General features: G+C 41.9%; 15 protein-coding genes. 11 read left to right on the top strand and 4 right to left on the bottom strand.

Annotated features, from left to right (window positions below; all coding sequences use genetic code 11):
• Positions 1–602 precede the first annotated feature (602 nt).
• The 6 genes from OCV24_RS20135 to OCV24_RS20110 all read left to right on the top strand — a co-directional run bounded on the left by OCV24_RS20135 (position 603) and on the right by OCV24_RS20110 (position 5,130).
• Entirely contained in the window at positions 603–1,340 is a 738-nt protein-coding gene (locus tag OCV24_RS20135; protein ID WP_150879375.1) for an SDR family NAD(P)-dependent oxidoreductase, read from the top strand.
• A 150-nt stretch (positions 1,341–1,490) separates the two neighbouring features.
• Positions 1,491–2,165: a hypothetical protein gene (locus tag OCV24_RS20125; protein ID WP_050914892.1), complete on the top strand. Its 675-nt coding sequence runs from the start codon at positions 1,491–1,493 to the stop codon at positions 2,163–2,165.
• Between the two features lie 120 nt (positions 2,166–2,285).
• The gene (locus OCV24_RS20120; RefSeq protein ID WP_150879378.1) at positions 2,286–2,618 is read left to right on the top strand and encodes a hypothetical protein; all 333 of its coding nucleotides are present in this window, start codon (positions 2,286–2,288) and stop codon (positions 2,616–2,618) included.
• A 702-nt stretch (positions 2,619–3,320) separates the two neighbouring features.
• Entirely contained in the window at positions 3,321–4,088 is a 768-nt protein-coding gene (locus OCV24_RS20115) for a hypothetical protein (RefSeq protein WP_150879379.1), read from the top strand.
• Between the two features lie 144 nt (positions 4,089–4,232).
• Complete coding sequence (locus tag OCV24_RS20785; RefSeq protein ID WP_150879381.1) at positions 4,233–4,685, top strand: hypothetical protein; 453 nt, start codon at positions 4,233–4,235, stop codon at positions 4,683–4,685.
• 115 nt (positions 4,686–4,800) lie between these two features.
• Positions 4,801–5,130, top strand: a complete 330-nt coding sequence (locus tag OCV24_RS20110) for a DUF2314 domain-containing protein (RefSeq protein ID WP_150879383.1) — start codon at positions 4,801–4,803, stop codon at positions 5,128–5,130.
• A 30-nt stretch (positions 5,131–5,160) separates the two neighbouring features.
• On the opposite strand, the gene OCV24_RS20105 is transcribed toward OCV24_RS20110, so the two are convergent.
• Positions 5,161–6,117 (bottom strand): IS110 family RNA-guided transposase, encoded by a 957-nt coding sequence (locus OCV24_RS20105; RefSeq protein WP_150879399.1) that lies wholly within the window; start codon positions 6,115–6,117, stop codon positions 5,161–5,163.
• Between the two features lie 354 nt (positions 6,118–6,471).
• On the opposite strand from OCV24_RS20105, the gene OCV24_RS20100 reads away from it, so the two are divergent.
• The 4 genes from OCV24_RS20100 (at position 6,472) to OCV24_RS20085 (ending at position 8,682) form a co-directional block, all read left to right on the top strand.
• Positions 6,472–6,888: a GFA family protein gene (locus OCV24_RS20100; protein ID WP_017058393.1), complete on the top strand. Its 417-nt coding sequence runs from the start codon at positions 6,472–6,474 to the stop codon at positions 6,886–6,888.
• Between the two features lie 162 nt (positions 6,889–7,050).
• A complete protein-coding gene (locus OCV24_RS20095; RefSeq protein ID WP_150879206.1) occupies positions 7,051–7,380 on the top strand; it encodes a hypothetical protein in 330 nt (109 codons plus the stop codon).
• Between the two features lie 561 nt (positions 7,381–7,941).
• The gene (locus tag OCV24_RS20090; RefSeq protein ID WP_077681566.1) at positions 7,942–8,193 is read left to right on the top strand and encodes a TIGR03643 family protein; all 252 of its coding nucleotides are present in this window, start codon (positions 7,942–7,944) and stop codon (positions 8,191–8,193) included.
• A 147-nt stretch (positions 8,194–8,340) separates the two neighbouring features.
• Positions 8,341–8,682, top strand: coding sequence for an SH3 domain-containing protein (locus tag OCV24_RS20085; protein ID WP_136979907.1), 342 nt, complete (start codon positions 8,341–8,343; stop codon positions 8,680–8,682).
• Between the two features lie 86 nt (positions 8,683–8,768).
• Here OCV24_RS20085 and OCV24_RS20080 read toward each other — a convergent pair whose 3' ends face one another.
• Positions 8,769–9,257: an Sbal_3080 family lipoprotein gene (locus OCV24_RS20080; protein ID WP_017058474.1), complete on the bottom strand. Its 489-nt coding sequence runs from the start codon at positions 9,255–9,257 to the stop codon at positions 8,769–8,771.
• Between the two features lie 187 nt (positions 9,258–9,444).
• On the opposite strand from OCV24_RS20080, the gene OCV24_RS20075 reads away from it, so the two are divergent.
• A complete protein-coding gene (locus OCV24_RS20075; protein WP_150879208.1) occupies positions 9,445–9,732 on the top strand; it encodes a hypothetical protein in 288 nt (95 codons plus the stop codon).
• 198 nt (positions 9,733–9,930) lie between these two features.
• Here OCV24_RS20075 and OCV24_RS20070 read toward each other — a convergent pair whose 3' ends face one another.
• Entirely contained in the window at positions 9,931–10,932 is a 1,002-nt protein-coding gene (locus OCV24_RS20070) for a substrate-binding domain-containing protein (RefSeq protein ID WP_150879209.1), read from the bottom strand.
• A gap of 152 nt (positions 10,933–11,084) precedes the next feature.
• Entirely contained in the window at positions 11,085–12,029 is a 945-nt protein-coding gene (rbsK, locus tag OCV24_RS20065; RefSeq protein WP_046224735.1) for a ribokinase, read from the bottom strand.
• Positions 12,030–12,048 lie beyond the last annotated feature (19 nt).

The following is a 12,048-nucleotide window of genomic DNA, read 5'->3' as shown; positions in this document are numbered from 1 at the left end:
CTACTTAACGCGGCGTTAGTTTGCAAAGGGCAGAAAAGCGTTTGTGGTCTAAAAGCCTTGTTCTGCGTTCTAGCTATTCACCTGTTCGTTTTCCAATCTCACGAACTTTCCGGTGGCACTATATTGGAAGCGTTTGCGGTGAGTGAGTCACTTACTGGCTCTAACATTGCTGCTAGTTCTTTGATGCGTTTTCTTTGTCTTGGCGGCTCATTCGTTAACAAATGGCTTGGTAATATTTGGTTGTCAGGTTAGTCGAACGAATCCTTTGCCAGTTAAAGTGCTTCAAACCGCGGTTGTTTGTCGTATGCCGCTTCTTAGCCAAGTCCGTTTTATCGGTTGGGTTTTAATTCTTAGCTGCTCGTTTTACTTTTGCGTTCAAAGCCAGTAGTTTCATAGCAAATTCAGCACCTTGGCGCTAAATCCCTGGCTTCATTGCGGTGGCAAACTAACAAAGCGCTTAAGACGGACTAACAAACGCTCGGCATTTTTGGTTTGGTTCAGTTGCGTGTTTAAGGTGTTCAAATTGGGTAAGGTGGCAGGTTTGTTAGCCACTTAGCTTAGCGTTAGCCGTCAAAGTACACAAATAGGAAAGGAGTCCTAAATTGAAAATTGCATTAGTCACTGGTGGTTCAAAAGGAATCGGTTTGTATTCAGTTCTTCGGCTCGTTAAGCAGGGATATCAAGTTGTTACGTGCTCTCGCTCGAAGGAGGTTTGGCTCAATGCCATGCAAAAATATCCAGAATTAAAACCTGTCGATTACCAGTCGGTTGATATAGCCGATGAGCAACAGTTAGACGGTTTATTTGCTCACATTGCAGACCGCTACGGGAAGTTGGATGTAGCGGTCAACAACGCTTCTCCTGCTCTTGCTTCTAGAGGCTATCTGCCACAAGTTGATGTATCACTTCTCAAAGAAACACTTCATGTAGATTTTTTGTGTCAAGCTTTGTGTTTAAGGTCTGAACTGAAACTAATGGAAGCAGGCGCATCCATAGTAAATGTAAGCTCTGTAAATGGTCTTAGACCAACACCTAATGCATCAATGTATAGTGCTGCTAAACATGCCCTTGAGGGGCTGACTAGATCTGTTGCCCTAGAAAGCATCAAATCTGGAGTTCGAATCAATGCGGTTGCTCCCGGTGTAACGTGGACTCCCCGATGGGAAGAAAGGCAACTTGAAAACTCTAATATCCGCGCTGATGTTTCTGACGTAGTACCAATCAATCGCTTTGGAGAAATCGACGAAATCGTCAATGCAATTGAATTTTTATTATCAGATAAAGCCAGCTATATCGTCGGTCACACGTTGGTAGTTGATGGTGGGCTATCGTTGGCATGAGCGGCTAACAAACAATTTAAGAGTGATTCGGCACGCGTGGCATTTTTACTATGCGTTGGTTTTAGTGGTTTTAGTGGTTATGGTGGTATGCGGTAGTATCGGTATTGCGTGCCTCACACCTTAATTGGGCGTTAGGCATATGAGGGTAAAATGGTAGAGCTTGAGAAATATTTAGAAAGGCTTGAAAGAACTGATAAAGAGCATATTAAGTATGCTCAGAGTATTATGGAAGCTGATGGTTCAAAAATGTATCCACTGGACTTCTTGTTCCTCGCTGCTGTAAATCGTTCAAAATGCAATTTGCATGCATTTATTCACCTAATTAAAGAAAGGAACTATATTTCTGCTGCTCCGTTCCTGCGAATGCAAGTAGATAGTATTCTTCGATTAGCTGCGTCTACATTAGTTGATGACCCTCATGAATTTGCGAATAAAGTTCTCTCTGGCGAATCCGTGAGTAAAATTAAAAGTAGAGACAATCAAAAGTTACAAGATTGGTATTTGCTGAAAACGTTTAACCCGAAATTTCCTTGGATGGAAGGCGTGTATAAGAACTGTTCAGGGTTTATACACCTATCAGAAAAGCACATTCATGGGATCATTTCTCAAAGTGATGAGAATGGAGGTATCGGAGTATCTATCTCTCATGAGCAAGCTTTTATTCCTGAGCAAAACTATCTAGAGGCGGTAGCAGCATTTTATGAATCTGTAGACTCTCTATTTAACTTGTGCAGAGGCTGGATTCTCTCAAAAGAGTACCCAGAGGAAGTTAGTCAGCTAATGTCAGAAAATATGCCTAACAAAGCATTTAAGAGTGATTCCTAACGCTTAGCATTTTTCATTCCATCGTTGAGTTCAGTGTTTACGATGGTAAGGTCAAGTCTCGTGGTCGCGTTACTCACACCTTAATGCGGCGTTATAGCTATCAGACGTATGGAAGGACTCATGAATCCAATTGAAGAACATAAATTAATACTTAGCGAACTGTGTAATATTATGCGTCTAAGCTTTAGTGGGCCCTATGATGTGTTGAACTGTCATTTTGATTACAGAGAATCAGATGATGGTAGCTCATCTGTAGGAGCTGAGTTTTGGTATGAGCATGAGGGCAACACAGTTTCATTGCCTTTGGTTTATCCTGAGCGAAAGCAACTTACAATGCTTGTTCCGAAGTTACATTCTATGATGTATAGCCATACTGGAGGGGACTGGGAAGGATTTCTACTTTCCATTGATAGACATGGTAAAGCTAAAACGACTTTCGAGTACAGAAAATAGCTATAACAATAAATTTAAGCAGATTCGCAACGCTTGGCACTTTCGGTTTTAATCAGTTTTAGTGTTTACGGCACAATGGTTTAGGTCAGGTGGTGGCGTTGCTCATTACTTAATTTGGCGTTAGTTTGCAATAGTAGAAAAGCGTTTATCTTCAAAGAGCTTTGTCCGGTTTCTGTGCTTTGCACCTGTTCGTTTTCCAATCTCACCATCTTTCCGGTGGCACTATATGGGAAGCGTTTGTGTTGGGGAAGTCACTTACTGGTTCTAGCTTTTTCGTGTTGTTCTTTGGCGCGGCTTCTCTTTCTTGGTGGCTAAATTACTCAACAAATGGTTTGGTCTCACTTGGTTGTCAGGTTAGTCGAACAAATCCTTTGCCAGTTAGAGTGCTTCAAATCGTGGTGGTTTGGCGTATGTCGCTTCTTAGCCAAGTGCGTTTTGTTAGTTGGGCTTGAGTTCTGTAGTTTTCAGTTTTACATCTGTGTTCAAAGCCAGTAGTTTTGTAACCAATTCAGCATCTTGGCGCTAAACTTTGGCTGTATCATGTAGGCAAACTAACAAAGCGTTTAAGGCAGATTCGCAACGCTCGGCATTTTCAGTTTAAGTCGAATTTTGTGTTTACGGTGCAATGGTTTAGGTTAGGTGGTGGCGTCGCTCACTACTTAACGCAGCGTTATGTCTATCCACATATTTGAGGTTTTTATTATGGGTCGAGCAAAAGAAGAAATGATACTTCGTGATGAGTTGCAGCCAATGTATGACTGGATCGAGGATAATTATGGTGACGATGCTGGTGAAGAAGGCTCAGATGAATGGGAAGAAGCAGTACAAGCATATGATGACCATATTGAACATGAGTTACGCCAACAAGAGCTAGATTGGTATCTTCATGAAGAATTAGAGTGGTATGTCAAAGACCAATCTCAAGTTGGTGTTTTTGACAGCCAAATTAAAAGTATTTTAAACCTTTTGAATGTGGCTACCGATAATGAAACTCAATTCTCGTTGTTAGTCATGCTGCATGCTCATACAGTTGCTTCTTTAGAGGCGTATCTTGCTTCTACTTTCATCCATAGAGTAACTAATTCAGATGAACTGATTCGTCGTTTGGTGGAAACAGATCCAGTATTTTCAGACATGAAGTTCACAATGAAGGATATTTATAAGAAGCATGAAGGTCTTAAGCTAACAGTAGCGGACTATTTAAAAAAGCTAATATTTCATCGCTTGGACATAATCAAGCCAATGTATAAGTCCGTATTAGACTGCGATTTTGGCAACATATCTTGGCTGTTTTCTGCGGTTAAAATTCGCCACGATTGCGTTCACCGAGCTGGTTTGGACAGTAATGGCAATAAGGTCGCAATAACACCTGAATCAGTCAAAGAACTAGTGAACAATTCTAGGGATTTGGTTCAACATATTGAATATGAAATGAAACAAAAATTAGTTAGCGATATCCTCGGCTTATAGACATAACAAGCAATTTAAGAGGGATTCACAACGCTTGGCATTTTTGCTTCTACTTCAAATTTAGTGTTTATGGCACAATGCTTTGTGTTCGGGGGGAGGCGTTGTTCACCCCTTAATTGGGCGTTAGAAGTTTTAGGAATAAATATGGGACGCAGGAGAGAACTAGGTAGTATTGCAAGCGGTATTGTTGGCTCGTTTCGGAGTAGAAACAATGATGTCGATGGTTATTGGGGTATCGGTAAGCTTTACCTGTTCGTAGACCACCTTCAAAGCAAGTATGTTTCAATAGACCTTTTTTCCCAACAGATTGCTCCATATTACCCGCACTTTGACCTCATGACTGAACGCTATTCAAAGATGTTTAAAGGGTTGCTTGTAAAACGTTCAATTCCGTTTGAATGGGTTAGCTCAGCATACGTTTACGTTGAATTTGAAGTAGATTATGAGGATCGTCATCATAATTGGCGGAGTGCATTGGGAAATCCGTGCAATCTAGTTTGTGTCGTCGTAGATGATAATGGCAAAAGTCATGTCGCTCGTGCGTATACAAACTGTTTCCCACATGACGCGAAAAGGGAAAGTCGGAGCACTAGGTGAGCAAACTTCTAACAAAGCATTTAAGAGTGATTCGCAACGCTTGGCAGTTTCGCTTCGCTCAAGTATAGCCAAGCGTCGCTCACACCTTAATGCGGCGTTATGTGTAGGAGGCAGTATGGAATTAGCCACATATGAGAAAGACGGTTACTTTCTTGAGAATGGAGAGTTACTGAATAAAGAACACCCTGACACATTTTGGGTTCCTAGTTCTGACGCCCGATCTTCAATTAAGTTAGGATCTATTGTTAAGCTTATCTTCAATATGCTTGACCCTGACTCCGAAGAAGAGGTTTCCATTGAGCGAATGTGGGTGGCAGTCATAGCGCTAGAGAAAGGTTTGTATGTAGGTACATTGGATAACGATCCATATGGGAATGTATTACTTAAATGCGGTGATGAAGTCGTATTTGGTCCTGAACATATTATCGATATCTACGAAGAATAAACACATAACAAGAGACTATGGCGTCAATATTTAATTTTTGGCGCTACCTTTATCCCACATTACGCCGTCTCTTATCATTGAATTAAGTATTACAACCATCTTTCTCATGCAGGCAACGATTGCGACTTTTTTTGGTTTACCTGCCGCGAGTAATCGTTCATAAGTAGCCTTAAAAACGGGGTTACATTGGATGGCAGACATCATTGCCATATACATAACGGTTCTAACTTGAGGTCGACCTCCTTTTATCATCCGTTTGCCTTTAAAGCGTCCACTTTCTCTTGTTATAGGTGCTACGCCAATGAGAGAAGAAGCTTGCTTGTTAGTAATAAAACCGAGTTCGGGTACATTGCTAATTAAGGAGGCGGCTAGGACTTTTCCAACGCCTGGCATGCTTTGAAGAATGGTGCTCTTAGCTTGGTACTCAGGACTGCTCTCAATCAGTTTTGCTATCTTTGCCTCTACTTTTTCAAGCTGATTTTTTAGAGCGGTCAGAATCGGGGTAATGGTCGATGAGATATTTTTAGGTAATATTTGTAGTCGGTTTCTTTCCATGGTTTGCATGGTGAGTAGTTGGTTCCGCCTCGTGACTAAGTCACTCATAAGGCGTATGTTTTCACTTTTTAGCTTAGTCAGTTCGGGTTGAACTCTTTCGGCATAATGTGCGATGAGCGCGGCATCTAAGCGGTCATTCTTAGCACGTTGCCCAATAGCCTCAGCAAACCTTTTAATACGTAGTGGGTTGGCAACAACATAAGGTAATTTGGCTTTGTCACATGCGAGTATGAACGGCATTTCTAATCGACCTGTAGCTTCAATTACGACGCGTTGAGGTTTGTGTTTCTTAATGGTTTTGATGGCATCGCTGATGCCTTTATCGGTATTTGGTACGGTGAAATAAATGTCGAGTGGACGGATATAGATGTCTAATTGTGACTTACCAGTATCAACGCCAACATTAATGTTTTGAAGTGTGTTTGTATTCATAATAAGCTAACTCTTGCTTGCAAATGCGGGCTCGAGACCCAGAAGACTATTCGAGTGTGGTGCTTGGAGTTCTATCTGACGTTCGTACTTGTTATCGGTCTCTCAATAGAGGAGCCGTCGTTTAATCGAACTATCAGATAGAAGAACTTTAGTTGCAGCTAAAGTCTGGGTCTCACCTTACCCGATTGGAGTGCTTATTATCCATACAAAGCGTTTAAGACGGATTCCCAACGCTCGGCATTTTCGGTTTGTTTCAGCATTAGTGTTTACGGCACAATGGTTTAGGTCAGGTGGTCTGCGTTGCTCACCACTTAACGCGGCGTTATATGTTTTCATCAATTTAGGAGTAATTTAATGTCTTACGCAGAGACTAGCTGCCTATGTGGTTCTGTAAAAATCACAGCAGAAAGCATCAACCCTAACTTCACAGTTTGTCATTGTCAGTCATGTCGAACTTGGGGTGGTGCACCATTTTTCGCAGTTAAATGTGGAACTCAAGTGAAAATCGAGGGTGAGAACAACGTTAAAATGTACAAGTCATCCTCTTGGGCTTCTCGTGGTTTCTGCACGGAGTGTGGAACTCATTTGTTTTACAAGTTCAAAGAAACAGGTGAATACAACATGCCAGTAGGCTTATTTCCAAACTTAGAAGGTTTGAAAATGGACATGCAATACTTTAGCGACATGCGCCCGAGCTATTACTGCTTTGCCAACGAGACTAAGGAAATGACTACAGAAGAAATCATGGCTTACTTTGCGGATAAGGTGTAACCAAACATATAACAAAGCGCTTAAGACAGATTCGCAACGCGTGGCATTTTTAGTTTGCGTTGATTTATGTGTTTAAGGTGTTATGCGGTGGCTTCGTATTACGTTGCTCACTACTTAGCTTAGCGTTATGTGCTTGATGAAAATTGATAAGTAAGGTGAAGTATGGAATTAGACCGGTTCGTAGCTAAGTCATTGATAATGTTTTGCAAAGGTGTACATCAAGCTCAACAAGAAGTTGCAGAGTTTGGAGCGTCTATAAATGAAATGCCAATTTCAGGTGGAGAATCAACCAAGCATCTGAAAGCTCAAAATAGAACATTGATGCAAACAGTAGAGTTCGACGTTGCAGTCGCTACAGAAGATAATGGGAGTGGTTCCGCTAAGATTTCTGTGTTGGGTTTAGGGCTCAGTAAAGCCGGTGACACGAAGGACAGCATAACTTCTAGAATTGCTTTTAAGGTTCCAATTTCTTTACCTAAGAACTTAAAGTAGTACGCACATAACAAGCGTTTAAGACAGATTCGCAACGCTCGGAATTTTCAGCTCAAGTTGAATTTTGTGTTTACGGTGCAATGGGTTAGGCTGGGTGGCAGGCGTCGCTCACTACTTAACGCGGCGTTATGTTTTCGGAGGGAATATGAGTAGTTATAAGAAGCTATTCGAGTGTGTGAGACCTGACTTTATTTGTAATCTCACAGCGACTCGGACCGAAGAACAAGGAGTTCTGAAGCTTACTCTTCGAAGAGAACACGAAAATATTGAACTCTATGGGTTTGAAGGTTTGGCTGATTCAGTTAGTGATTTATTATCGTCTGAACGTATAACAATCTCAGAAGAACTAGGTACTTATAAAGAGTTTGGCACAATACGAATTGAGTGTTGGGTAAAAGAAAGTTACTCAGAGTATTGGTGTGATCGCGCGCATGTAGAACAAGCTTAGTATCAAGTTTGAAGTGCGACTCCTTACCGTTTGGAAGGTTAAGCTATATATTTTGTGAACCATAAGCTAGAAATTAACGTACAAAATGTGACTTTTTAACTTAGGAATACAAAATGACTCTACAAGAAGAAAGAGCATCTAGAATTATTGAAATGGCATGGGAAGATAGAACTCCGTTTGAGGCGATAGAATTACAATTCGGCTTGAATGAAGCTGAGGTTATTCGCTTCATGCGTAGTAAACTGAGAAGCGGCAGTTTTAAATTGTGGCGCTCTCGAGTTTCGGGACGCTTAACCAAACACCAAAAACTGCGAAGCTTTGATATTACAAGAGCTTATTGCCCAACTCAGTACAAGCATCGTTAGACTTACACCATACAAAACATTTAAGGCAGACTCCCAACGCTTGGCATTTTCGGTTTGCCTTGAATTTAGTGTTTACGGCACAATGGTTTAGGTTTGGTGGTTGGCGTTGCTCACTACTTAATACAACGTTGATACTTTGGAGGATATATGGAAGTAGTTACTACTCAACAGCATGTCTCAGAATACCTAAATCCGTTTTATTTGAAGCGAGGCGATAAAGTAACGCTGGGTGAAATGGATGACGAATTTCCCAATTGGATTTTTATAACCAATGATACTGGTGAGCAAGGCTGGGCTCCAATTCAATATATAGAAAAGGTCGAAAGCAGCTCCTTAGGGGTAATGCTTGAAGATTATGACAATGTTGAGATCGATACCGTCATCGGTGAAAAGCTGACAGTGCTGCATGAACTCAATGAGTGGTATCGAGTTTCGAGATCAACATGCGAAATTGGCTGGGTACCAGTGCGCTCTGTACAACGTATTTAAACGCAAGTCACATAACAATACATCAATATGACAGGGTTTATATATCAAAATATAAGTAGGCCTCATTTTTATGAGGCCTTCGAATATTACTGGTTTGGCTGGCCGCCAAGACAGATTAACTCGTTTGCTTCTTCTTCAGTTAAATTACTTAATAGTAGATCTAGAGTAATTTCTGTGCGGCGTTGAGCTGAACCAAACTTGTCAAATCCACCACATTTTACCGTGTCAATTTTCACAAGTGCTACGGTTTGCTTGTTGTCTTTTATTTCAACATTTAGAAAGCGCATGTAACTAGCCATATCCCACCACCAATTTGCAGAGTAGGTCAGTTTTGGGTTATCAGTAGTGCTAGAATTAGATTGAGAAATATCGACGACTTCATATTGGAAACCGTACTCATCTAATTTACTTGCAATGATATGTTTAATTGACTCTTTAGTGCGTCCATCATCAATGATCTGGATACTTTTATTTTCTATTTTAGTTGAATCAAGCTGCTGAAGTTCAAGGATGGCATTATTTGCACAGCCAGATATGAGTAGTATTGAAAAAATCAGGACGATTTTATTAAGCATTATAACGGTTCTCAATTATTATTTATATTAACTAAATGTTACCATATGGTATGGTGTTCATAAAATAGTTTTGTTCGTCTTAGAATTAAAATCCATTGCTCGCCCAAGGTTTCTTAAGCTAGCCCATGGTACTGGAGGCTAGTACCTTTCTTGGGGGCATTATGTCTATGTACTATGAGGAATAGTTATGATAGTTAGCGAATATGTAGTGAAAAAACCTAATGATAAGGCGCTAAATTTGATTATTGAGCTAGGTTTGCCTGAGCTAGGTTCAACGGGTGACTATCGTTGTAAATTTAATGTTCTGGCATTGGGTATTGACGAGTATATTTATGGTGTAGATGCCATGCAGTCATATTGTATGGCTCTAAAGCGCTTTAATTTTCTGATAAATGACCTCATCTCGGAAGGTTACAAGTTCTACTATCCTGGCTTTCTTGATATGGAACTAGATATTCTTTCAACGTACTTTTAGGTACAAACATAACAAGAGACCATAGCATCAATAGCTAATTTTTGGCGTTATTCTTATCCTACATTAGACCGTCTTTAAGCATTACACCTTGTGTCATGACCATCTTTCGCATGTAGGTAACTTCAAGACAGCTGGGATACTTACATATCAGCCCGTTGTGAGTCTGTTGATATGCCTTGTTATTTTTTAGCAGGCGAACTAGATTGTTTTTACGCTGCTTCGTTCGACTAATGTTGGTTCGAGTTCCACAACCTGTGGGTAAGCATCAGGAGTGTGTAGTCTGCTTAAAAGGGTATCTACTGCAACTTTGCCTAAACGGTGCTTTGGCTGGTGGATTGTGCTTAACGCGGGTGTCATGTACTTCGACAGGTGGATGTCATCGTAGCCAATGATAGACAGATCATTCGGAATCGATGTGCCATCTTGCGCCGCAGCGTGAATCACGCCCATCGCCATCATATCGTTACTGACGAACAAGGCAGACGGCATTTCGCCACGAGTTTTCAATGTCTGATAAGAGTCAAAACCACCGTCACATTCAAAGTTGGATTCAACAATCCACTTAGGGTTGATCTCTAAATTCGCTTCTTCCATCGCTTGCTTGAAGCCTTGATAACGAGACGAAGCTTGATTGCGGTGCAGTGGACCAGTGATACAACCAATTTGAGAATGGCCGTTATCAATCAGGTGTTTGGTTGCCATGTAGCCACCTTGGTGCGAGTTATCTTGGATCTTATCGCTCGCAAACAGCATAGGGCCCCAGTCCATTACCACAACAGGCAGTTCTGGGTAGCGATCAAATACATCGATATGTTCGCCTTCAAGGGTAGAACACATCAGCATCAAGCCATCGACACGCTTTTGCAGCAAGGTATCGATAGAGGATTTCATGCGTTCGCTATCGCCTTCGGTGTTACACAAGATAAGATTGTAGCCTTTTTCATAGCAACGACGTTCCACACCTTTCACTACTTCACCAAAAAAGGGGTTGGTGGATGTGGTCACTAGCATTCCTAAGGTTTTGGTTTGCTTCATTTTCAAGCTGCGAGCCAATGCAGACGGCGCATAGTTTAGTTCTTTAGCCGCACTGTTAACACGCTCAGCAATCTCTTCACTGACAAAGCGTGATTTGTTGATCACGTGGCTCACGGTAGAAGTCGAAACCTTTGCGAGCCGTGCGATGTCTTTCATTGTTGCCATAAAAAATCCTTGTGGGAATAACCTTCCACGTTGGGCGATATTCTTCCTGAAAACAGGGGCTTATGCTTGTTATTTGTTGTTACCGAATTTGAAGGCTAACATCCGTTAACCACGGTTTAGCTCAGGAGTTAGGCCTTCAAATAGGAATCAAACTAAGCAGACAGTTGCTCTGCCAAAAACGCATCGGTCTCAGCACGGCTTGGGATAGAGGTTTGAGCTCCAAAGCGTGTCACAGAGATAGCAGCTGCAGCGTGGGCAAATTTAATCGCACGCTCAAGTGGCATATCTTCAAGCAAGCCTGTGACTAATGCGCCATTGAAAGTGTCACCAGCGGCAGTTGTGTCTGTTGCTTCAACACGAAAGCCTGCGATTAATTCACCTTCGCTAGCTTTATTGCCTTGACCGCGATGACTCACCCACACGCCTTTCGCGCCTAGCGTGATCATTACCGTTTCAATGCCTTTAGTATGCAGAGCCAACGCAGCCTGATGAGCAGATGCGTTGTCCGTCACGGTAATGCCAGTTAGCACTTCAGCTTCGGTTTCGTTTGGTGTAATCACGTCAACACAAGCAAGCAGCGAATCTGATAATGGACGAGCAGGAGCCGGGTTAAGAATCACTTTAGTTCCACTCTCTTTTGCTACTTTTGCTGCGTATTCAATGCCTTCAATTGGCGTTTCAAGCTGAGTCAGTAGGTATTTAGCGCCGCGGATTTTTTCTAGGTGAGGTTCGATTTGATCGCAAGTCAGTTTGTCGTTGGCTTCTGCTGAAAGACAAATGCTGTTTTCACCGGTTGCTGATACTTGGATCATCGCGATGCCCGTCGGCGTGTTGTCTGCAACGATCACACCGTCGATGTTGATACCATCTTTAGCAAAATCTTGACGAATGTTGATGCCAAATGGGTCGTCACCAACACAGGCGATGAAGCCAATGTCTGCGTTTAATCTTGCTGCTGCTACGGCTTGGTTTGCGCCTTTACCGCCAGGAATGACCTGATAGTTACCGCCAATCAAGGTTTCACCCGGACGAGGGAACGAAGGAACTTGCAGTACGTGGTCAGCGTTAACGCTACCTAAAACAATCAGTTGAGTCATGATACGAGCCTTATGATAT

Source organism: Vibrio kanaloae, from assembly GCF_024347535.1.
Lineage (GTDB): Bacteria > Pseudomonadota > Gammaproteobacteria > Enterobacterales > Vibrionaceae > Vibrio > Vibrio kanaloae.
This window is presented reverse-complemented; position numbering and strand designations above follow the sequence as displayed.

Excerpts from the sequence above, each read along its gene's own strand:
- OCV24_RS20125 (WP_050914892.1), top strand. The coding sequence starts at position 1,491 with ATGGTAGAGCTTGAGAAATATTTAGAAAGGCTTGAAAGAACTGATAAA.
- OCV24_RS20120 (WP_150879378.1), top strand. The coding sequence starts at position 2,286 with ATGAATCCAATTGAAGAACATAAATTAATACTTAGCGAACTGTGTAAT.
- OCV24_RS20115 (WP_150879379.1), top strand. The coding sequence starts at position 3,321 with ATGGGTCGAGCAAAAGAAGAAATGATACTTCGTGATGAGTTGCAGCCA.
- OCV24_RS20785 (WP_150879381.1), top strand. The coding sequence starts at position 4,233 with ATGGGACGCAGGAGAGAACTAGGTAGTATTGCAAGCGGTATTGTTGGC.
- OCV24_RS20110 (WP_150879383.1), top strand. The coding sequence starts at position 4,801 with ATGGAATTAGCCACATATGAGAAAGACGGTTACTTTCTTGAGAATGGA.
- OCV24_RS20105 (WP_150879399.1), bottom strand. The coding sequence starts at position 6,117 with ATGAATACAAACACACTTCAAAACATTAATGTTGGCGTTGATACTGGT.
- OCV24_RS20100 (WP_017058393.1), top strand. The coding sequence starts at position 6,472 with ATGTCTTACGCAGAGACTAGCTGCCTATGTGGTTCTGTAAAAATCACA.
- OCV24_RS20095 (WP_150879206.1), top strand. The coding sequence starts at position 7,051 with ATGGAATTAGACCGGTTCGTAGCTAAGTCATTGATAATGTTTTGCAAA.
- OCV24_RS20090 (WP_077681566.1), top strand. The coding sequence starts at position 7,942 with ATGACTCTACAAGAAGAAAGAGCATCTAGAATTATTGAAATGGCATGG.
- OCV24_RS20085 (WP_136979907.1), top strand. The coding sequence starts at position 8,341 with ATGGAAGTAGTTACTACTCAACAGCATGTCTCAGAATACCTAAATCCG.
- OCV24_RS20080 (WP_017058474.1), bottom strand. The coding sequence starts at position 9,257 with ATGCTTAATAAAATCGTCCTGATTTTTTCAATACTACTCATATCTGGC.
- OCV24_RS20075 (WP_150879208.1), top strand. The coding sequence starts at position 9,445 with ATGATAGTTAGCGAATATGTAGTGAAAAAACCTAATGATAAGGCGCTA.
- OCV24_RS20070 (WP_150879209.1), bottom strand. The coding sequence starts at position 10,932 with ATGGCAACAATGAAAGACATCGCACGGCTCGCAAAGGTTTCGACTTCT.
- rbsK (WP_046224735.1), bottom strand. The coding sequence starts at position 12,029 with ATGACTCAACTGATTGTTTTAGGTAGCGTTAACGCTGACCACGTACTG.